Raw genomic sequence first — 18064 nt, 5'->3', positions numbered from 1 at the left:
CCCATGCCGGCCGGCTTCGCTCAACGTCCGCAAGCGCCCTACTACGCGGTCATCTTCACCAGCCAGCGCAGCGCCATCGCGGCCGGCTACGACAGTACGGCCGAACGCATGGTCGAGCTGGCGCGGCAGCAACCCGGCTACCTGGGCGTGGAAAGCGCACGCGACGCGGACGGCCTGGGCATCACGGTGTCCTACTGGCGCAGCCTGGCCGACATCCAGCAGTGGCGCGCCCATGCGGAGCACCGGCTGGCGCGCGAGCAGGGGCGAGCGGCCTGGTACAGCCACTACGAGCTGCGCATCGCCAAGGTGGAGCGGGCCTATGGCTGGGATGCCGCCGAGGACGAGCGCGGCGATCCGGGTGCCGCCGCTGCCTGAGGCCCGCAGCGGTTAGCATTCGCGCCCATGAATCAATGGATCGGATGGGCGCTCGCCCTGGCCGCCCTCGTGCTGGGCGGCGTCTTCTATGGCTGGCAGGGCGTGCTGCTGGCGCTCAGCGGCGTGGTGTTCTGGCTGATGATGCAGTTCACGCGGCTGATGCGCGTGATGCGCATGGCCAACAGCTCGCCGGTCGGCCATGTGGACAGCGCCGTGATGCTGAACGCCAAGCTGAGGGCGGGCATGAAGCTGGTCGATGTGCTGCCCCTGACCCTGAGCCTGGGCAAGAAGGTCGCCGACGCGCCGGAGACCTATGAATGGCGCGACCCGGGCGAGGCCCGGGTCGAGGTGGTGCTGGAGGCGGGCCGCGTGGCGCGCTGGAGCCTGCTCAGGCCCGAGGACGCCGCGCAGCCCTGAGGTCGCCGCTGCGACCCGCTCAGGGTCGCGGCACGACCTGCATCAGCGCCGCGACCAGCTTGTCGACGTCGGCGCGCTGATGGAACAGATGCGTGGAGATGCGCAGCGGGTGCGAGGCGGCGTTGGCGGCGGCATTCATCGCCGGGCTGCCGCGCAGCGTGTGCGGCACGGCGGTGTTGCGCACGACAATGCCGAACTGCTCGCGCAGGACGTTGACCGCATTGTTCGACGCCGTCGTCTGCGCCGTGGCCTGCGCCGGCGTCAGCACCGCGTTGTAGTCGTAGCCGGGCGAGAAGGGGTTGAACGAGGTCAGCGCGACGCGGGCAAAACCCGGTATGTTGGCGTTGTAGGGCGCGGCCAGGCAGGCCGGCCCCCAGATCGACACCAGCCGGTAGCGCAGGTACTGCGCCAGGCCGACGATGTAGTCCTCGATGTTCTGCCGGCCCCAGGCGTCCCACATGCTGCAGCATTCCTGCAAGGCACGCAGCGCCGGGTAGGAGGGGTTGCCGATCGACATCAGGGTCGCTGCCACGTTGTGCGCCGGGTTGCGCACGCCACCCGCCAGGGTCGAGTCCGGCACGCCGGTATAGCCGCCGCTGACCGTCGGGAAGAAGGGCGGCAGCGGGTTGGTGTTGCTGTAGCCCGGCAGCGTCAAGGTCGCCGCCGCGCCGCCGACCAGGGTCACGTTCTTCGTGTAGGTCTGCGGGGCGGCCGGCGCATGGTTGTTGCGCACATACATGATGCCGGTCTGCCCGGGGCCGCATTGCCATTTGTGGCCGGCACCGGCGTAGAAGTCGCAGCCGATGTCGTGAAAGTTCAGGTTCAGCATCCCCGGGCCATGCGCGCCGTCGATGATGGATATCAGCCCCTGGCTGGCGGCCCATTGGCACAGCAATTTCTCGGGCAGCCGCACCCCGGTCAGGAAGGGCGGCGAGGAGAACATGATCGCCTTGGTATTGTTCGTCCGCAGCGCCTGGAAGCGCGTCAATACCTCGGCGTCGCTGTAGGCGTCGCCGGTCGGCAGGTTGACGCGCCGGATGATCAGGCCGCGCCGGTCCGCGGTGATCTGCATCGGCGAGTTGCCGCCCGGATGCTCCATATTGGTTGAGATGATCTCGTCGCCCGGGTTGAACTGGCAGCCGGCGAAGATCTTGCTCATGCCGTCGGTCGTGTTGAAGGACATCACGATCTCGTTCGGGTCGGCGCCGAAGCCGCGAGCGATGGTGTTGCGCATCTCCTGCGTGTTGAAGCTCAGCCGCGGATCGCGCGCCACCGCGGTATTGTTCTTGTCCAGATTCTTCAGCACCTCGCGCGGGGTCGAGCCCGTCGTGCCGATGTTCATGAACAGCGCGCTGTCGTCGAGCACGAAGGCGGTCGTGTACGGACCGCCGTAGGCCATCGCCTCCAGCGGCGTCAGCAGTGCACCGGCTCCGCTGGCGGCGATGCCGCCCGCACCGACGGTGCGGAAGAAGTTGCGCCGCGAGCCGTCGATTTCGCGGGCCTTGCGCATCAGTTGCTCACGCTGCTCATCCAGTTGCTTCGGATCCATGGTCGTTGTCTCCTGTTGGGCTCAGATAGGGGTCACTTCACCGCGATGGCCGAGATCTCCACCTTGACGTCGCGCGGCAGGCGCGCGACCTGCACCGTCGCGCGGGCCGGCGGTGTCTGCTGGAAATAAGTGCCGTAGACGGTGTTCATCTGCGGGAACTCGTTCAGATCCTTCATGAACACCGACGTCGAGACGACGTTGGCCATCGTCATGCCATTGGCCTCGAGCACGGCCTTCAGGTTGTTCAGCACCAGGGTGGTCTCCTCTTCGATCGTGCCGACGACCACCTGGTTGGTCTTCGGATCGATCGGGATCTGGCCGGCCAGGTACAGCGTGGGACCGACCTTGATCGCCTGGGAATAAGGGCCGATCGCCTTCGGCGCCTTGTCGGTGGCGATCACCTGGGCCGGCATGCCCGCCTGGTGGGCACAGCCGCCCAATGCCAGCAGGGCCAGCAGGGCCGCGGTGGGGGTCGACAGCAGGAATCGTTTAATAGGGGTGCGCATATGGACCTTTGTGGTGGGTTGCTCCGCTCGCGCCGGCGTATCAATGCGGCCCTCCCGGCCGCCGAGGGCGGGGCCGCGCTGCCGGCCTCGGGCCCGGTGGTGCTGGCGCGAGAACAGGCTATTCCCGGGCAGCTTTCAGATTGCTTTCAGATCGGCGCGGCCTTGGCGGGGTTAACCCGGCAGGCGCCGCGCCGAGGGCGCATGGGATTGCGAAGGTCCGGTTGGCGTCGTAGCCTGTGTCGCATGCCAGTAGCACTTCCCCTCTGGAGCGCGCTCCAGACCGCCTCAAAAGTGGCCGAGCCGGGCCTCAAAATCGGCCGCTGACGAGCTCATGCGCGTCTTGTTGGCCGAGGACAGTGCGAGGCTCGCACACAGCTTGTCGGCCGCGCTGCGCGAGGCCGGCATGGTCACCGACGCGGTGGCCGATGGCCTGCAGGCCGAGCAGGTGCTGGTCACCGAGGACTACGACGCCGTGATCCTGGATCTGGCGCTGCCGCGGCTGGACGGGCTGGAGGTGCTGCGCCGCGCACGGGCGCGCGGCAACGACGTGCCGGTGCTGATCCTCACGGCCAGCGGTGGCACGGTCGACCGCGTGCGCGGACTCAATGCCGGCGCCGACGACTACCTGCCCAAACCCTTCGACCTCGCCGAACTGATTGCCCGGCTGCGCGCGATCGGGCGGCGTCGGATCGGACGCGCGCACGCGGTGTTCACGCTCGGCCCGCTGAGCTACGACTCGGTGGCGCAATGCTTCCGGCTGGGCGGCGAACTGCTGGCGCTGCCGCCGCGCGAGCACCAGGTGCTGGAGGTGCTGATCGCGCACACGGGCCGGCCCGTCAGCAAGTCGGCGCTGTGCGGCCGCCTGTGCACGCTGGACGAGTCGATCACGCCCGATGCGATCGAGATCTACGTGCACCGGCTGCGCCGGCGCTTGCCCGCGGGCGCCCTGCAGATCCGCACGCTGCGCGGGCTGGGCTACCTGATGGAAGCGCTGGACGATGCGACGGCTTAGGAGCCACCTGCTGTTGTGGCTGCTGCCCCTGCTCCTGCCGTGGGCGCTGGCGCTGCGGATCCAGACGCTGCGCAGCGAGGCGCAGTCCGACGAGGCCCATGACCGCGTGCTGCTGGGCTCGGCCCTGGTGATCGCCGAACGCATGGCCGCCGTCGACGGCCTGCTGGCGGTCGACATCCCGCCGGCGGCGCTGCAGATGCTGGAGGTCCAGGCCCAGGACCGCGTGTTCTACAAGGTGTCCTGCCTGGCGCCGCCGGCCTTCATCGCCGGCACGCCCGAGCTCGAAACCGACGGCAGCCCGCCCACCGACGCAACGCCCGTCTTCACGCGCGCGCGGCATGGCGACCTGCCCGTGCGCCTGGTGACGCTGCGCCGCCCCGTCGAGGGCGTGGCCGCCTGCTCCACCGCCCTCGTCAGCGTCGCCGAGACCCGGGTGGCGCGCGAAGCGCTGTCGCGTCGCATCATGCTCGACGCGACGCTGACCCAGCTGGCGCTGCTCGGCGGCGCCGCCGCGCTGATCGTCTTCGGCGTGCGCCGCGGCCTGCAGCCGCTGCGCCGCCTGCGCGACGAGATCCGCGGCCGCGACGAGCAAGACCTGTCCCCGATGGACACCGGTACCGTGCCGCGCGAGGTGGTGCCGCTGATCGAGGCGATCAATCAGCAGATGCAACGCCAGCGCGGCGTCAACGAGGCGCACCATCGCTTCGTGGCCGATGCCACGCACCAGCTGAAGACGCCGCTGGCCGTGCTGCGGACCCAGGCCGAGCTGGCGCTCGGCCAGCAGGACCCGGCGCGCATGCGCGCCTATGTCGAGGAGCTGCGCGACGGCACCGAGACCACGGCCCGCGTCGTGCACCAGTTGCTGGCCCTGCTGCGCAGCGATCCGATGGCGCTGCACGGCGTCGAGTCGCTGGATCTCGTCGAAGCGGCGCGCGAGGCCAGCTTCGAGCTGTTGCCGCTGGCGCTGGCCAAGTCGATCGACCTGGCGTTCGACGGCGGGCCGGCCACGCCGGTGCGCGTGCACGGCGTGCTGCTGCATGAGTTGGTGGCCAACCTGGTCGACAACGCGATCCGCTACACCCCGGCGCGGGGACGCATCCGGGTGGAGGTGCAACGTTGCGACGAGCACTTCGCGGTGCTGGAGGTGGCGGACAGCGGCCCCGGCATTCCGCCGCGGGAGCGCGAAAAGGTGTTCTCGCGCTTCTACCGGATCCCCGATGCCGACGCGGAAGGCTGCGGCCTCGGCCTGGCCATCGTCCAGCAGATCGCCGAACGCTATGGCGCCAGCGTCGCGCTGGACACCGCCCGCGAAGGCGGACTTCGCGTGACGGTGCGGTTTCGCATCGCCGAGGCCGGCGCTTAGCAGGCCGCGGTCATCGGCCGCTCAGGCGCTCAGGCGCTGCGGGCGCGGCGGCGGGCGACGAAGCCCACGGCGGCCAGACCGGCCAGCATCAGCGCGTAGGTCTCGGGCTCGGGCACGGCCGCGGTCTGGACATTGCCCAGGAAGACCGCATGCGACAGGCCGCCGGCCTGCGGGCCGCTGACGACGCCCTTGACGTCGAAGGACAGCTGGTTGATGCCCTGGGTGCCGCCGTCGAACAGGTAGAAGCTGTAGGCATTGGCCTGCTTCAGGCCGATCACGAACAGGCCGGTCGCCTTGGTGCCGGCATCGAAGTTGAGCGAGAAGTCCTTGCCGTCGTCGCTGAACACGCCGTTGCCGGCGCCGTTGCTCATGCTGTAGCTCAGGCTGGAGCTGTAGCTGAAGCCCTTGTCGCCGAAGCTGCTGTTCAGCATGGCGATCTGGTCCGCGCTCAGCGAGCCGCTCAGATTGCCGACGAAGGAGCCGGCGCAGTCGATGAAGGCGACGTTGGTGGTGCCGCTGGTGCAGGAGACGCTGCCGCTGGTCAGCGCGGCATGTGCGGAGGTGGCCAGACCGAGGCCGGCAAACAGAGCGGTGGCAAGCAGTTTCTTCATGGTGGTGGTTCCGTTGGAGCGGCCCCTCGCCGCGATGACCGAACTTTACGGAGCAATCGGCCCGAACCGGCCGGCGGCGCCCCCATGGGCCGGGGGGTGGGCGGGGGGGCTTGCGGCGGGTTTCCAAGTTATGCGTGAGATCCTGCACAAGATCATCATCGGCCGCCCGGCGCGGCCGGCTTGCATAAAATCCGCGCTTTATCCCTGCATTGAGGAGTTCCCATGTCCATGGAAGACCGCGACGGCAAGATCTGGATGGACGGCCAGCTGGTCGATTGGCGCGACGCCAAGATCCATGTGCTGACCCACACGCTGCACTACGGCTGCGGCGCCTTCGAGGGCGTGCGCGCCTACAAGACGGACAAGGGCACGGCCATCTTCCGCCTGCGCGAGCACACCGAGCGCCTGTTCAACAGCGCCAAGATCCTGCGCATGAAGATCCCCTTCACCCTCGAACAGGTGGAAGAGGCGCAGAAGCAGGTGGTGCGCGAGAACGCGCTTTCGAGCTGCTATCTGCGTCCGCTGACCTGGATCGGCTCCGAGAAGCTGGGTGTCAGCCCCAAGGGCAACACCATCCACCTGATGGTGGCGGCCTGGTCCTGGGGCGCCTATCTGGGCGAGGAAGGCCTGAAGCGCGGCATCCGCGTCAAGACCAGCAGCTACACCCGCCACCACGTCAACATCACGATGACCCAGGCCAAGGCGGTGTCGAACTACACCAACTCCATCCTGGCCAATATGGAGGCCACCGAGGACGGCTATGACGAGGCCCTGCTGCTGGACGCCTCGGGCTTCGTCTCCGAGGGCGCGGGCGAGAACATCTTCGTGATCAAGAACGGCGTGGTCTACACGCCCGACCTGTCGGCCGGCGCGCTGAACGGCATCACGCGCAACACCATCTTCGCGATCTGCCAAGACCTGGGCCTGAAGCTGGTCGAGAAGCGCATCACGCGCGACGAGGTCTATATCAGCGACGAAGCCTTCTTCACCGGCACCGCCGCCGAGGTGACGCCGATCCGCGAGCTGGATCGCATCGAGATCGGCCGCGGCAGCCGCGGTCCCATCACGGAGAAGATCCAGGCGGCCTTCTTCGACATCGTCAACGGCCGCAACCCCAAGTACGCCGAGTGGCTGACCCTGGTCTGAGAGAGAGAAATTTTTATGAGTAGCGAAGTCAAAGCAGTGGTCGAAGTGACGGCCCAGGACGTGCAGGGCCCCGGCGTGGTGGCCTGCCCCAACCCCAAGATGGCGCTGTGGAGCAACCATCCCAAGGTCTTCATCGACGTGACGCATGAGGGCGGCGGCAAGTGCCCCTACTGCGGCACGGTCTACAAGCTGAAGGCCGGCGAGGTGCTGCACCCGCACCACTGAGTCGGGGCCGGGACGAGCCCCAGCGGACGCGTCGACGCCCGACGAGGGCCATGCCGCGTACCAGCGGCCTGGCCGAGCCAGCACCGCGGTTCAGCGCGGCGCGCGGGCGCGCTGCAGCAGCACCAGCGCGATGCCGCCGAGGATCGCCAGCGAGGCCAGCAGCAGGCGCTGCGTCAGGGCCTCGCCGAGCAGCAGCACCCCGCCCAGGGCCGCCAGCGGCGGCACCGAGAGCTGCAGGGTGGCGGCGCGCAGCGCCGTCAGCCCCGGCAGCGCGGCATACCAGATCACATAGCCCAGGCCCGAACTGAGCGCCCCCGAGGCCAGGGCCAGGAGCACGCCGCGCGCCTGCAGGTGCAGCTCGCCCAAGCCCGACCAGGCGAGCAGGCTCAAGCCCAGGCCCAGCGGCAGGGCGCGCAGGAAATTGCCGGCCGTGGCCGCCAGCGCATCGGAAGCGCGCCGGCCGCGCAGCGAATAGATGCCCCAGGCCAGACCGGCCAGCGCCATCAGGGCCGCTCCCAGCGGCGCGGGCGCGGCCAGGCCCGGCGCCACCAGGTAGAGCAGGCCGCCAAGGGCCAGGGCCAGACCCAGCCAGCCGGCCGCCGCGAAGCGCTCGCCGGCGCGCAGGCCGGCGCCGAACATGGTCAGCTGCACCGCGGCGAACAGGATCAGCGCGCCGCTGCCGGCCGGCAGGCTCAGGTAGGCGAAGGAGAAGCAGGCCATGTAGACCCACAGCATCAGGGCCGCCAGCCAGTCCGGCGCCGCGGCGGCGCCGGCCACGCGCGCCGGACGGCGCGCGAGGATCAGGGCCAGCATCGCGCTGCCCGCCGCCAGGCGCAGGCCGGTGAAGCTGGCCGGGTCGATGCTGGCGGGCGGCTGCAGCGCCAGGCGGCACAGCAGGGAGTTGGCGGCGAAGGCCAGCATCGCGGTGGCGCTGAGCAGCACTAGCTGCCAGCTCTTCATGCTCCGCCCCCGCTCAGCGCCAGCCAGGCCGCCCCCAGCAGCAGGGCCAGGCCCAGCGGCGCACCGAGACGCCGGCCCCAGGGGGCGTTCTTCTCGATCGCCATCGCCACGGCCAGCAGCAGCATCCAGCCCAGATGCCCCATGCCGACGACGAACATGGTGAGCATCAGGGCCCAGCAGCAGCCGACGCAGAACAGGCCGTGATGCGCGCCCAGCCGGAAGGCCTGCCAGCGCGGTCGCCGGCCCTGCCAATGGCGGATCACAAAGCTCAGCGGCGTGCGGCATTGCTCCAGGCATTGATATTTGAGCCGGCTGAACTGGAAGGCACCGGCCAGCGCCAGGGTGGCGGCGCCGACCAGCCGCCCCTGGCGCAGCGCCAGCGGCGTGGCCAGCAACTGCTCCTGCAGCCCATGGGCCAGCAGTCCGAACAGCGCCCAGACCGCCAGATAGCCCAGGCCCAAGAGCAGCAGCAGGCGGCCGCGGTCGACGCGCTGCGCCGCCAGCCGCGCCAGGGCCTCGAACAGCGGCAGGGTGGTGGGCAGCATCATCGCCACCAGCATCAGCAGCCAGGCCAGGGCCGAGAGCGCCGGCGGCAGCCACCAGGCGCCGCCCGGCAGGGTCCGGCACAGCGCCGCCGCCGGCCCCGCGTCCAGGCCGCCATGCTCCAGATAGCGGGCATAGGGACTCAGGCTCCAGGCCCACAGCAGCGCCCAGGCCAGGGCGGCCAGCGCGATCAGCAGCGGCGCAAAGAGGCGGCGGTGCAGGGATGAACTCGCCCGCGGCATGGCCGGCGCGGCTCAGGCGTCGAAGACAAAGATGCTTTGCAGCGCGTTATGGCCCTTGATGTCGAGGTCGATGCCCAGGGCCGGGTTCTTGGAGCGGTAGCGCGGCGACTTGCCGACGAAGACCGGCGCGCCGGGCACGGTCGAGAACACCGTGTCGGACAGCGTGGTCTTGCCGCCGGTGGCGCCCAGATAGGGCTCCAGCTCGGCGTAGTAGTCGCTGCCGATCTCCAGCGTGCCGCTGCCGCCCTGCACATCGAAGCGGATCGGCGCGCGCTCCACCGAGACCACGGTGCCGATCAGCTTGGCCAGATCGGCCACCGGGCCGCCCGCCTGGCCGGTGTAGACCTTCAGCAGCGCCGCCTCCTGGGCCGCCGTGGCGCGGTCGTCGACGAAGATCGCCGCCGTCCAGTTGCCCTGCAGGATATTGCCCGGCACATGGGCCACCGCGGCGATCGTCAGGTCCGCGACATCGGTACCCTCGACCGTGCCCTTGTCGATGCGCCAGGCGACGATGGTGTCGCAGGTGCCGAAGTCGGGATCCTCGCCGATCCAGCAAGGGCACAACACCTTGCAGTTGCAGACCTCCAGCAAGCGTCCTTCGAGGTGATAAGCCATAGATGCCTCCATTGCGATGGAACGGTCAGCGAGGGCAAGGATGGTACGTCCGGGCGGCGGCGGCGGCCAGTGCCGGACATGGCCTTGCCTTTGCAAAGCAGCGGCGTAGGATGACCGCCCCCGCCATCACGGCGGGTGGGCCGCGCTCGGGGGCAGCGCACCCGCTCCGGTTTGCGCCCCCGTACAGGAGTCTCACGATGGTCACCTATATCGGTTTGATGAGCTTCACGGACAAGGGCCTGCAGGAGATCAAGGGCACGACCCAGCGCGCCGCCGCCGCCAAGGAGATGGCGGGCAAGTTCGGCGTGAATATGCGCGAGGTCTACTGGACCCTGGGCGAATGCGATCTGGTCTGCGTGCTGGAAGCCCAGGACGAGCAGGCGCTGACGGCCTTCAGCCTCAGCATCGCCAAGCAGGGCAATGTGCGCTCCAGGTCGCTGCGCGCCTTCAGCGCCGCCGAGATGGACAAGATCCTGGCCAAGCTGCCCTGAGTCCCGGTCCGATCACATGCCGTAGAACACATAGTCGGCCTGGTAGGCCACTTGGCGGCGCTCGCCCTGGTTGGCTCCGCCGCAGGGCGCGGCCGGCGCCACCCCGCCCTGGGTCTTCAGGCGCTGGATATGGCTGACGCCCTGCATCGCACCGGCTCCCATCGCGGGATCGGCCTTGACCAGTTGCAGCGGGATGTTGCCGGCGCCCGCCGGTGCCACCGCCAGCTGCTTGCCGCTGACCCTGGAGCCATCGGCGGCCTCCCAGGTCGGGCCGCCGTAATACTTGCCTACCACCTGGCCGGCGGCGTTCCTCAGCTGCGCCGCCGGGGCGACGAAGGCCCATTCGTACCGGTCGGCCATGTCCTTCCTGGCGCGGCATTCATAGGTGATTTCGCCCACGCCGACGGTCCACATCGTCTGCCTCGCGCCCATCGGCGCGCGCACCGCCTCGGGCAGGGCGGCGTTGTCGACGGCGGCCATCTTCGGGGCCGACATGCAGGCGCCCAGCAGGGCCATGGGCAGCAGCAAAACCAGAGACTTCGTCATCGCAGGCTCCTCAAGGGTTGGTGAGAGGTGCAGCCTCTTACGCAGATCCCCGAGCAACGGATGCAGCTAGATGGTTCCGGCCGACACGATCGGCCCGGTGGGCGCCCCGGTGGGCGAGCCGCCGGCCGGCTCCAGGCTCAACGCGAAGGCCGCGGTGTTCGTCAGCAGCCGCTGGCGCAGCACCGTGGTGGTGGCCGCGCCGGACACCAGGCCCAGCGAGCGCGGTGCGCCCCGAACCGGCACCGCCCAGAGTTCCAGCGCCCGGCCCTGTTCCAGGCTCAGCACGCCCAGCGGTTTCAGCACCAGGGCGCCGCCATCGGCGCTGACGCTGGCGACGAAGCCGGCCTTCAGGATGCCGGCGCCGGCCTCGGTGGTGTTCAGCACGATCACCAGCGGCGGCTGCACCGGGATCGGCTGCATCAGCAGCAGGGCCAGCGCCAGGGCACCCGCGCTGGCGCTGCCGGCCACGCCCTGCCACAGGCCCAGGCGCCGCCACCAGGGCAGCGGCGCGCCGAACAGGCGCCGCTGCACGGCGCTCCAGACCCGCGCGGGCGGTTCCACCGGTTGCACCGGCGCGGCCAGCGGCTGCAGGCGCTGCTGCCAGTCCTGCAGCGCGCGCAGCAGCCCCGGATGGGCGGGCAACAGGCGCTCGAAGCGCCGGCGCGCGCCGCCGCGCAGCGTGCCCAGCGCATATTCGGCGGCCAGTTTCTCGGCCAGTTCGGGGCGGCCGTAGTCCATCAGGCAGCCCTCCCACCGGCATCCGCGCCCATCCGGCCGGCGGCCCGGTCCAGACAGGCGCGCAGGCTCTGCAGCCCGCGCCGCACCCAGCTCTTCACCGTGCCCAGCGGCTGGGCCAGATGCTCGGCCACCTCGGCATGCGAGAGCCCCTGGTAGTAGGCCAGGGCCAGGCTGGAACGCTGCTCGCCGCTCAGGCCCTGCATGCAGCGCTGCAGGCGCTGCGCCTGGCTGGCCGCGTCCAGCAGCTCGAGCGGGCCGGCCCGGCCGTCCGGCAGGGCCTCCAGCAGGTCGCGCTCGCCGCCATCGACACCGCCCTCGTCGTCGCCCTGGAAGCGGCTCACCGTGGCCGGCTCGGCGGCGCGGCGGCGCAGGCTGTCGATCGCGCGGTTGCGCGCCACGCTGGTCAGCCAGGTCAGCGGCTGAGCCCGGCCGAGATCGAAATCGGCGGCGGCGCGCCAGACCTTGACATAGACCTCCTGCAGCACCTCCTCGGCCTGGCCGCGGTCCCGGTTGATGCGCAGCACCACCCCGAACAGCTGGGCGCTGGTGGCGCGGTAGAGGGCTTCGAAGGCCGCCCGGTCGCCCAGGGCGACGCGGGACAGCAGGGTGGCCAGGTCCTGGCCGGGGGCGCTGGGGCTGCTGCTCATGGCCCATTCTTACGCGCCGACATGCGGTTCGGATGCGCCCTCCCTACAATCCCTGACATGCACCGCCCGAAAGCCCAGACCGCCGCCCTGCTCGCCTCGCCGGAGGACACCGAAGCCCAGTTCTACGAATCGCTGCAAGGCGCCGACCTGGAGCGCCTGATGGCCGTCTGGGCGGACGAGGACGAGATCTCCTGCGTGCATCCCGGCGGGCCGCGCATCGTCGGCTTCGGCGCGATCCGCGCCGCCTTCGAGAGCATGTTCGGCCAGGGCGCGATCGCCGTCCACCCGGAACGGGTGCGGCGCCTGCACAGCGGCGAGACCGCCGTCCACCAGGTGCTGGAGCGCGTCCAGGTGCAGGGCCCGGAGGGTCAGCAGAGCGCCTGGGTGATTGCCACCAACGTGTACCTGAAGACGGCGCTGGGCTGGCGCATGGTGCTGCACCATGCCAGCCCCGGCACCGCGCACGACATCCAGGAGGTGGTCGAGGAACCGGCCACCCTGCACTGAGGGCGGGCGATGCAGTACCGCGCCCCGCTGTGGCTGCCGGGCGGCCACGCGCAGACCATTTGGCCGGCGCTCTATGCGCGCCGCTACGAGGGCAGCGCGCCGGTGTTCCGGCGCGAGCGCTGGACCACGCCCGACGGCGACTTCATCGACGTCGACCGGCTCGACGCGCTGCCCGGGCAGCCCCTGCTGGTGCTGTTCCACGGCCTGGAGGGCAGCTCCGAAAGCCAGTATGTGCAGGCCTTCGCCGGGGTGGCGCGCCAGCTCGGCTGGGCCTTCGCGCTGCCGCATTTCCGCGGCTGCTCGGGCGAGCTGAACCTGGCGCCGCGCGCCTACCATTCGGGCGACTACGAGGAGATCGGCTGGATCCTGGAGCGCTTCAAGGCCCAGCATGGCGGGCCGCTGCTCGCCGCCGGCGTGTCCTTGGGCGGCAATGCCCTGCTGCGCTGGGCCGAGGAGGCCGAGCACAGCGCCGGCGCGACGGCGCGCGCCGTCTGCGCCATCTGCTCGCCGCTGGACCTGGCCGCGGCCGGCCATGCCATCGGCCAGGGCTTCAACCGGCTGGTCTACACCCGCATGTTCCTGCGCACCATGGTGCCCAAGGCGCTGCGCAAGCTGCAGCAGCATCCCGGCCTGTTCGATGGCGAGCGCCTGGCCCAGGCGCGCGATCTCTATGAATTCGACAACCTCTTCACCGCGCCGCTGCACGGCTTCCGCAACACCGAGGACTACTGGGCGCGCGCCTCCGCCAAGCCGCATCTGCGGCGCATCCGCATCCCGGCGCTGGCGCTGAACGCCCGCAACGACCCCTTCGTGCCGGCCGCCTGCCTGCCGCGCCCGGAGGATGCCGGCCGCCACGTGACGCTGTGGCAGCCGGCCCAGGGCGGCCACGTGGGCTTCCCGCACGGCCGCCCGCCGGCGCGCGTCACCACGATGCCGACGCAGGTGTGCAACTGGCTGGCGCAGGCACTCTGAGCGACACTGGGCCATGGATGCGATCGTTCAAGCCGCGCTGAAGAAATGGCCCAACGTGCCGCACTGCTACGGCTGGCTGGCGCTGGACGCGCGCGGCGACTGGTATATGCGTGACGAACGCATCCAGGCCGCCGGCCCCTTCCCCCAGGTCAAGGGCAGCCGCATCACGCATGACAAGCTGATCGGCTTCATCGAGCGCAACTATGCCGCCGACGAGCGCGGCGCCTGGTTCTTCCAGAACGGTCCGCAGCGCGTCTATGTGCAGCTGGAGGCCGCGCCCTGGGTCTGGCGCCTGTCCGGCAGCATGGCGGCGCTGCAGCTGAGCAGCCACACCGGCCGCGCGGCGCGGCCCGAGCGCGCCTGGCTGGACGAGCGCGACCGGCTCTATCTCACGACCGACCTCGGGCTGGGCCTCGTGCACAGCCTGGACATGGGCCTGGCGGCCGAGATGGTGGAGGCCGGCATGTGGCAACCGCAGACGGCCACCCATGCCGAGTTGCTGACACGTCATGGCGTGATCGCCGCACCGGAAGCCTGATACGGCGGCCGCGGCGCCTACCCGGGCCGCTGCGGATCGGCCTGCGTCGACATGCACGTAAGGGGCGGCACAGCCACGGCGGCGGTGCAGGCCCGCCAGATCGGCACCGTCCGCTGCGCATGCGCCGGCAGGGTGGTCGGCACGAGGCCCATCGCTCCCGGACATGGCCGGACATGGCGACTGCCATGCCGCCATGGCGGCGAGCGCAGCGGCGCCCCGGCATCTGGCGCAAAAAAACCGACCCCGCGGGTCGGCTCCTTGGAGGCGCGGAGCGCTTACTGCGCGGCCGAGGCGGCAGGCGCCGGAGCCTTGGGCTCGTCGAACTTGGCGCCGCCCTGGTTGGCCAGATAGACCACGGCGCGGGAGATTTCGAAGTCGGTGAAGTCGCCACCGCCCTGGGCGCCCATATTGCCCTTGCCCTTCAGGGCCGAGCTCAGCAGCGTGTCGAAGCCGGTCTTGACGCGCGGGGCCCAGGCGGCCGCGTCGGCCAGCTTCGGGGCGCCGGCGGCGCCGGTGGTGTGGCAGGCCGCGCACTGGGCCTGGAACACCTGCTCGCCCGTCTTCATCGCGCTGGGATCGGACAGGTCCTTGATCTCGATGCTGCCCACCGGGCGGATGCGCGCGGCCACCGCCTGCTCGCTCATGCCATCGCTGCCCGCGCCGGGCTTGCTCGCCGCCGTCACGTAATTGGCCAGCAGGATGATCACGACGATGGGAATGACGAACGCGAAGAACACGGCCCAGATCAGCTGCTTGGGCGTCTTGATCGGCCCCTCATGCGCATCGGCGTGCGCGCTGTGGTGGTCGTGCCCGTGATCTTGGGTAGCGCTCATTTATTCCTCGTTGGCGTCGGCAATGGATGGAATGCACCCTGTCCGCTGACTCAGCGGACAGCAAAACCACAGAATTATATCTGCGCCCCACCGGCCGCTTGGGCGGCCGCGCAACGCCGCACTGCTAGAATGCGCCGCGCTGCGCCCGTAGCTCAATGGATAGAGTACTGCCCTCCGAAGGCAGGGGTTGCTGGTTCGATCCCAGCCGGGCGCGCCAATCAGATCAAGCACTTAGAGAGTTCTCTAGGTGCTTTTTTCTTGGCCGTAGGAAAAAAGTAGGAAAACCGGGGGGCACGAACTGACCCTCCGCAGCCCTGGCCGGTCATAGCATCCGCACCTTTTCAACGACGAAGGAGCGCGATGTTTGAAGTCCTGATCTTCCTCGCCCTGATCCCGCTGGCGCTCGGTGGCGCCTTCATCGTGGGTGCAGCCGTTTGGCTGCTCCTGCCTATCGCAATGCTCCTTGGCTGCACTGGATTGGCAGTCGTCATCTACAGCGATCCCGCCAAGCGCCCCTACCACTATTGGCCGGCGCTGGTGGCCGTCCTCGGGTTCTTCTGGCTGTCTGCGCGAACTAAGCGTTAAGCAAGGTTGCTTCGTATGTCGCAGCCCCTCGGGGCATCGTAGACTGACCTAAAACACGAGGGGGCGATGATGGCGCTGATCGACTTTTCAGACAGGCACCTGTTTGGCAACGAAGCCGCAGAGGACGAGCTTGAGGACATCTTTTCCAGCTACGCCGTCAAGCGCCCTGAAGTCGCCGACTTTCTTGATCCCGATAGTCCTCTTGCCGTAATCCGGGCCTACAAGGGCGAAGGTAAATCTGCGCTACTCCGCCTCGTCAATTTGGAGCTTCGGAAGCGCACGACGACGCCAGTGATCATCCGTATACCTGCGTCTTCCATTTCACCGGAACTCGAAGTTGCGGACTTTGATCGCTGGGTTCGCGCGTGGAAAGTGAACATGCTGCGACTTGCCGCAAACGAAATCGGTGCGTCCATCGAGCTAGCGTTCAGTGACGACGCAATTTCGCTCGTCGAGACCGCCGAATTGAACGGCTACAAGCAGAGGTCGTTCGTGTCTTCAGTTGTGGATCGTTTAAAGACATCAGCAGTGCCGCTGGAGCGAACGAGGCAAAGCACTGTCAATCCAGAACAGACGCTGAAGAGATGGTCAGAGAAGGGCTCCGAGGTCTGGATGCTCATCGACGACCTAGACAACAACTTTGAGAACACCCCCGTGCAGCGTGCCAAGGTGGCATCGGCATTTAGTGCGTGCCGGCAGATCGCGAACTTAATCCCGGAGTTCCGGTTCCGGTTGACGGTTCGGCCGAATGTCTGGGCGACGATCAAGCAGAATCACGAGACGCTTTCCCATGTTGAGCAGTACGTGAAGTCGCTATCTTGGTCATTGGACGACTACTACGAGGTCATTGCTAAGCGGATTGAGGCACATCTGGTTCGCACGGGGGCGTGGCCCAGGGTCCGAAAGACGTTGAACGTGACGCTGGATAAGCGGAGCCGTCAATTGATCGCGCTTGCATTCGACGACCCCATGCCTTGGGGCGATCAGGTGCGCCCCCCCACAACGATCCTTCACACCCTGTCCCGGCGACGGCCAAGGTGGATGGTTGAACTATGCAAGCACGCCGCAGCGGGTGCGGCTACCGCTCGTAGAGAGCACATAAACAAGGACGACATCACCGGAGTTCTTCCGGCGTTTGGCGGCAGAAGAGTTCAGGACACGGTGGCCGAATTCCGGGCGCAATGTCCAGAGATTGAAGAACTCCTGACCGCATTTGTTGGTGAACCGGAATGGTTCGCTACCAGTGACCTAATGACTGCTCTGAACAATCGGGTACTGCAGGCGGTCCATCCGAAAATTGCCGGCGTCATTGGGCAGGCTTCCGCAATGGAAGTTGCTCACTTTCTTTTTCAGATTGGCTTCCTCACAGCCCGTCGTGATCTTCCAGGCGGCAAGTACGAGCACTTGTCCTATGCCGACAATCCGGCGCTGCTGAACGCAAGGAACAACGCCGATCAAGGCTTCTCTTGGGAGATCCACCCCGTGTTCCGCGATGTACTGAAGCTAAAGAACGTCCCACAGCGCCCACAGCGTTAGGTCTGGCCGATTGACAAAGAGCAGACTTCTATCTGGGCCGCCCCCTCCGGGCTATGACGCTTTGGAAAGCAAGCCCTCGACTGTCACCACGAAGCCCCGCCCTACCCAGGGGCAGCCACCCCAAAAAAGCGAAACCCCAAGGCATGCGGATGCACTTGGGGTCTTGGTTGCGCATCGGCCTTGCCTTTTTGAGGCGGCGATACGCGGGAAGAGGCTTGTGGCCCGGCGCTGCCCGAATCGGTAACTCGATGCAGTCAGTGTAGATAGGCGGGCTTGGCAGATGATTGCGAAAATGGCCGTGCAAATGCTATTTGCGCAATAATCTGCCAAATCATGGAAACTCAATGGAATTCGCTTGAGCATCGACAAGTTCGACCGGCAGATTCTTGAAATCCTGCAACGGCAAGGCCGCATCAACAACCAGGAGCTGGCCGACCGTATCGGGCTGTCCCCCTCGCCCTGCCTGCGCCGCGTGCGAGCCCTGGAGGATGCGGGGCTGATCACGGGCTATCGGGCGACGGTCGATGCCAAGAAGCTGGGACTGACGCTGACAGCGCTGGTCCATGTCTCGATGGACGTGCACACGACCGAGCGCTTCGCCGGCTTCGAAGCCGCGGTAAGCCTGTTGCCCGAGGTTCTGGAATGCCTGCTCATCACGGGCCAGGAGGCGGACTATCAGCTCAAGGTCGCCGTGCGAGACATGGATCATTACCAGGCGTTGTTGCTCGGTCATCTGACTCGCATTCCCGGCGTTTCCGGCGTGCACAGCAGCTTCGTGCTGCGCAGTGTCCTGAAGGATGCCGTCGTGCCCGTCAACCTGGCGGCATGAGTCCGGCGTGGAGCGGGCCTGGCTTTTTTCGAGCCGGCGGCAGGCACATTGGCGGGCGGATGAGCCATCCAGCCCTTGCGCTCGACAGGTCTGCACCGCGGCAGCGCCCGACCCCAAGCTCAGCGGCTGGGCGCTCCTTCGTGAACCGGCGGCGACCCGGTCGAGCACGGCGGGCTCGACCGGGCGCCAACTGCGGCGCTTCTTACTGCAGGGACACCGGCTGTCCGACGAACAGCGAGGCCGACTGGCGCTTGATGGGCGCCAGGTGCGCATAGTCC

The 18064-nt window shown here is 68.4% G+C and carries 23 protein-coding genes and 1 tRNA gene; 14 read left to right on the top strand and 10 right to left on the bottom strand.

The annotated features are described in order from the left end of the window. Positions 1-3: 3 nt before the first annotated feature. The gene (locus tag AC07OQ_RS19905) at positions 4-375 is read left to right on the top strand and encodes an antibiotic biosynthesis monooxygenase family protein (protein ID WP_495054883.1); all 372 of its coding nucleotides are present in this window, start codon (positions 4-6) and stop codon (positions 373-375) included. Positions 376-402: 27 nt separating this feature from the next. Next, on the top strand, positions 403-792 hold the full coding sequence (locus tag AC07OQ_RS19900) for a hypothetical protein (protein WP_495054882.1): 390 nt from the start codon (positions 403-405) through the stop codon (positions 790-792). Between the two features lie 19 nt (positions 793-811). On the opposite strand, the gene AC07OQ_RS19895 is transcribed toward AC07OQ_RS19900, so the two are convergent. Both AC07OQ_RS19895 and AC07OQ_RS19890 read right to left on the bottom strand, forming a co-directional pair. Further along, entirely contained in the window at positions 812-2341 is a 1530-nt protein-coding gene (locus AC07OQ_RS19895; protein ID WP_495054881.1) for an aminotransferase class V-fold PLP-dependent enzyme, read from the bottom strand. A gap of 32 nt (positions 2342-2373) precedes the next feature. Continuing rightward, entirely contained in the window at positions 2374-2847 is a 474-nt protein-coding gene (locus tag AC07OQ_RS19890; RefSeq protein WP_495054880.1) for a RidA family protein, read from the bottom strand. Positions 2848-3178: 331 nt separating this feature from the next. Here AC07OQ_RS19890 and AC07OQ_RS19885 point away from each other — a divergent pair, with 331 nt between their 5' ends. Continuing rightward, the gene (locus AC07OQ_RS19885; RefSeq protein WP_495054879.1) at positions 3179-3859 is read left to right on the top strand and encodes a response regulator; all 681 of its coding nucleotides are present in this window, start codon (positions 3179-3181) and stop codon (positions 3857-3859) included. Then, positions 3846-5222 carry a sensor histidine kinase gene (locus tag AC07OQ_RS19880; RefSeq protein ID WP_495054878.1) on the top strand — a complete coding sequence of 459 codons (1377 nt, stop codon included), beginning with the start codon at positions 3846-3848 and terminating at the stop codon, positions 5220-5222. The genes AC07OQ_RS19885 and AC07OQ_RS19880 overlap by 14 nt, the downstream gene beginning before the upstream one ends. A 29-nt stretch (positions 5223-5251) precedes the next feature. On the opposite strand, the gene AC07OQ_RS19875 is transcribed toward AC07OQ_RS19880, so the two are convergent. After that, complete coding sequence (locus tag AC07OQ_RS19875; RefSeq protein ID WP_495054877.1) at positions 5252-5833, bottom strand: FxDxF family PEP-CTERM protein; 582 nt, start codon at positions 5831-5833, stop codon at positions 5252-5254. A gap of 222 nt (positions 5834-6055) precedes the next feature. On the opposite strand from AC07OQ_RS19875, the gene AC07OQ_RS19870 reads away from it, so the two are divergent. Both AC07OQ_RS19870 and AC07OQ_RS19865 read left to right on the top strand, forming a co-directional pair. Further along, complete coding sequence (locus AC07OQ_RS19870; RefSeq protein ID WP_495054876.1) at positions 6056-6979, top strand: branched-chain amino acid transaminase; 924 nt, start codon at positions 6056-6058, stop codon at positions 6977-6979. A gap of 15 nt (positions 6980-6994) precedes the next feature. After that, on the top strand, positions 6995-7204 hold the full coding sequence (locus AC07OQ_RS19865) for a zinc-finger domain-containing protein (RefSeq protein ID WP_495054875.1): 210 nt from the start codon (positions 6995-6997) through the stop codon (positions 7202-7204). Between the two features lie 90 nt (positions 7205-7294). Here AC07OQ_RS19865 and AC07OQ_RS19860 read toward each other — a convergent pair whose 3' ends face one another. The 3 genes from AC07OQ_RS19860 to AC07OQ_RS19850 are packed head-to-tail and all read right to left on the bottom strand — an operon-like array spanning position 7295 to position 9564. Beyond that, on the bottom strand, positions 7295-8164 hold the full coding sequence (locus AC07OQ_RS19860; protein ID WP_495054874.1) for an EamA family transporter: 870 nt from the start codon (positions 8162-8164) through the stop codon (positions 7295-7297). Further along, positions 8161-8949: a DUF2182 domain-containing protein gene (locus AC07OQ_RS19855; RefSeq protein WP_495054873.1), complete on the bottom strand. Its 789-nt coding sequence runs from the start codon at positions 8947-8949 to the stop codon at positions 8161-8163. Before AC07OQ_RS19855 ends, AC07OQ_RS19860 begins: the two co-directional genes overlap by 4 nt. A gap of 12 nt (positions 8950-8961) precedes the next feature. Continuing rightward, positions 8962-9564 carry a DUF1326 domain-containing protein gene (locus tag AC07OQ_RS19850; protein ID WP_495054872.1) on the bottom strand — a complete coding sequence of 201 codons (603 nt, stop codon included), beginning with the start codon at positions 9562-9564 and terminating at the stop codon, positions 8962-8964. Between the two features lie 197 nt (positions 9565-9761). Here AC07OQ_RS19850 and AC07OQ_RS19845 point away from each other — a divergent pair, with 197 nt between their 5' ends. Further along, positions 9762-10055, top strand: a complete 294-nt coding sequence (locus tag AC07OQ_RS19845; protein ID WP_495054871.1) for a GYD domain-containing protein — start codon at positions 9762-9764, stop codon at positions 10053-10055. Between the two features lie 12 nt (positions 10056-10067). Here AC07OQ_RS19845 and AC07OQ_RS19840 read toward each other — a convergent pair whose 3' ends face one another. The 3 genes from AC07OQ_RS19840 to AC07OQ_RS19830 all read right to left on the bottom strand — a co-directional run bounded on the left by AC07OQ_RS19840 (position 10068) and on the right by AC07OQ_RS19830 (position 11986). Beyond that, positions 10068-10601 (bottom strand): DUF3455 domain-containing protein, encoded by a 534-nt coding sequence (locus AC07OQ_RS19840; protein WP_495054870.1) that lies wholly within the window; start codon positions 10599-10601, stop codon positions 10068-10070. A 66-nt stretch (positions 10602-10667) separates the two neighbouring features. Further along, entirely contained in the window at positions 10668-11339 is a 672-nt protein-coding gene (locus tag AC07OQ_RS19835) for an anti-sigma factor (protein ID WP_495054869.1), read from the bottom strand. Continuing rightward, positions 11339-11986, bottom strand: a complete 648-nt coding sequence (locus AC07OQ_RS19830; protein ID WP_495054868.1) for a sigma-70 family RNA polymerase sigma factor — start codon at positions 11984-11986, stop codon at positions 11339-11341. Before AC07OQ_RS19830 ends, AC07OQ_RS19835 begins: the two co-directional genes overlap by 1 nt. A gap of 57 nt (positions 11987-12043) precedes the next feature. Here AC07OQ_RS19830 and AC07OQ_RS19825 point away from each other — a divergent pair, with 57 nt between their 5' ends. The 3 genes from AC07OQ_RS19825 to AC07OQ_RS19815 are packed head-to-tail and all read left to right on the top strand — an operon-like array spanning position 12044 to position 14003. After that, on the top strand, positions 12044-12493 hold the full coding sequence (locus AC07OQ_RS19825) for a YybH family protein (protein WP_495054867.1): 450 nt from the start codon (positions 12044-12046) through the stop codon (positions 12491-12493). 9 nt (positions 12494-12502) lie between these two features. Beyond that, a complete protein-coding gene (locus AC07OQ_RS19820; protein ID WP_495054866.1) occupies positions 12503-13465 on the top strand; it encodes a YheT family hydrolase in 963 nt (320 codons plus the stop codon). Positions 13466-13478: 13 nt separating this feature from the next. Next, positions 13479-14003, top strand: a complete 525-nt coding sequence (locus AC07OQ_RS19815; protein WP_495054865.1) for a DUF2946 family protein — start codon at positions 13479-13481, stop codon at positions 14001-14003. A 275-nt stretch (positions 14004-14278) separates the two neighbouring features. On the opposite strand, the gene AC07OQ_RS19810 is transcribed toward AC07OQ_RS19815, so the two are convergent. Continuing rightward, a complete protein-coding gene (locus tag AC07OQ_RS19810; protein WP_495054864.1) occupies positions 14279-14836 on the bottom strand; it encodes a c-type cytochrome in 558 nt (185 codons plus the stop codon). A gap of 141 nt (positions 14837-14977) precedes the next feature. Between AC07OQ_RS19810 and AC07OQ_RS19805 the strand changes: the two genes are divergently transcribed. The 4 genes from AC07OQ_RS19805 (at position 14978) to AC07OQ_RS19790 (ending at position 17786) form a co-directional block, all read left to right on the top strand. Beyond that, positions 14978-15053 (top strand) — tRNA-Arg (locus AC07OQ_RS19805). Between the two features lie 143 nt (positions 15054-15196). Continuing rightward, complete coding sequence (locus AC07OQ_RS19800; protein WP_495054863.1) at positions 15197-15421, top strand: hypothetical protein; 225 nt, start codon at positions 15197-15199, stop codon at positions 15419-15421. 66 nt (positions 15422-15487) lie between these two features. Next, positions 15488-16957: a P-loop ATPase, Sll1717 family gene (locus AC07OQ_RS19795; protein ID WP_495054862.1), complete on the top strand. Its 1470-nt coding sequence runs from the start codon at positions 15488-15490 to the stop codon at positions 16955-16957. Between the two features lie 355 nt (positions 16958-17312). After that, on the top strand, positions 17313-17786 hold the full coding sequence (locus tag AC07OQ_RS19790) for an Lrp/AsnC family transcriptional regulator (RefSeq protein ID WP_495054861.1): 474 nt from the start codon (positions 17313-17315) through the stop codon (positions 17784-17786). Positions 17787-18064: the final 278 nt, after the last annotated feature.

It is taken from the genome of Roseateles sp. GW821-FHT09B06, from assembly GCF_059418245.1.
This window is presented reverse-complemented; position numbering and strand designations above follow the sequence as displayed.

Coding starts and splice junctions, on each gene's coding strand:
- AC07OQ_RS19875 (WP_495054877.1), bottom strand. CDS start 5,833: ATGAAGAAACTGCTTGCCACCGCTCTGTTTGCCGGCCTCGGTCTGGCC.
- AC07OQ_RS19800 (WP_495054863.1), top strand. CDS start 15,197: ATGTTTGAAGTCCTGATCTTCCTCGCCCTGATCCCGCTGGCGCTCGGT.
- AC07OQ_RS19865 (WP_495054875.1), top strand. CDS start 6,995: ATGAGTAGCGAAGTCAAAGCAGTGGTCGAAGTGACGGCCCAGGACGTG.
- AC07OQ_RS19815 (WP_495054865.1), top strand. CDS start 13,479: ATGGATGCGATCGTTCAAGCCGCGCTGAAGAAATGGCCCAACGTGCCG.
- AC07OQ_RS19870 (WP_495054876.1), top strand. CDS start 6,056: ATGTCCATGGAAGACCGCGACGGCAAGATCTGGATGGACGGCCAGCTG.
- AC07OQ_RS19895 (WP_495054881.1), bottom strand. CDS start 2,341: ATGGATCCGAAGCAACTGGATGAGCAGCGTGAGCAACTGATGCGCAAG.
- AC07OQ_RS19820 (WP_495054866.1), top strand. CDS start 12,503: ATGCAGTACCGCGCCCCGCTGTGGCTGCCGGGCGGCCACGCGCAGACC.
- AC07OQ_RS19885 (WP_495054879.1), top strand. CDS start 3,179: ATGCGCGTCTTGTTGGCCGAGGACAGTGCGAGGCTCGCACACAGCTTG.
- AC07OQ_RS19835 (WP_495054869.1), bottom strand. CDS start 11,339: ATGGACTACGGCCGCCCCGAACTGGCCGAGAAACTGGCCGCCGAATAT.
- AC07OQ_RS19860 (WP_495054874.1), bottom strand. CDS start 8,164: ATGAAGAGCTGGCAGCTAGTGCTGCTCAGCGCCACCGCGATGCTGGCC.
- AC07OQ_RS19900 (WP_495054882.1), top strand. CDS start 403: ATGAATCAATGGATCGGATGGGCGCTCGCCCTGGCCGCCCTCGTGCTG.
- AC07OQ_RS19810 (WP_495054864.1), bottom strand. CDS start 14,836: ATGAGCGCTACCCAAGATCACGGGCACGACCACCACAGCGCGCACGCC.
- AC07OQ_RS19880 (WP_495054878.1), top strand. CDS start 3,846: ATGCGACGGCTTAGGAGCCACCTGCTGTTGTGGCTGCTGCCCCTGCTC.
- AC07OQ_RS19855 (WP_495054873.1), bottom strand. CDS start 8,949: ATGCCGCGGGCGAGTTCATCCCTGCACCGCCGCCTCTTTGCGCCGCTG.
- AC07OQ_RS19890 (WP_495054880.1), bottom strand. CDS start 2,847: ATGCGCACCCCTATTAAACGATTCCTGCTGTCGACCCCCACCGCGGCC.
- AC07OQ_RS19850 (WP_495054872.1), bottom strand. CDS start 9,564: ATGGCTTATCACCTCGAAGGACGCTTGCTGGAGGTCTGCAACTGCAAG.
- AC07OQ_RS19840 (WP_495054870.1), bottom strand. CDS start 10,601: ATGACGAAGTCTCTGGTTTTGCTGCTGCCCATGGCCCTGCTGGGCGCC.
- AC07OQ_RS19905 (WP_495054883.1), top strand. CDS start 4: ATGCCGGCCGGCTTCGCTCAACGTCCGCAAGCGCCCTACTACGCGGTC.
- AC07OQ_RS19795 (WP_495054862.1), top strand. CDS start 15,488: ATGATGGCGCTGATCGACTTTTCAGACAGGCACCTGTTTGGCAACGAA.
- AC07OQ_RS19845 (WP_495054871.1), top strand. CDS start 9,762: ATGGTCACCTATATCGGTTTGATGAGCTTCACGGACAAGGGCCTGCAG.
- AC07OQ_RS19830 (WP_495054868.1), bottom strand. CDS start 11,986: ATGAGCAGCAGCCCCAGCGCCCCCGGCCAGGACCTGGCCACCCTGCTG.
- AC07OQ_RS19825 (WP_495054867.1), top strand. CDS start 12,044: ATGCACCGCCCGAAAGCCCAGACCGCCGCCCTGCTCGCCTCGCCGGAG.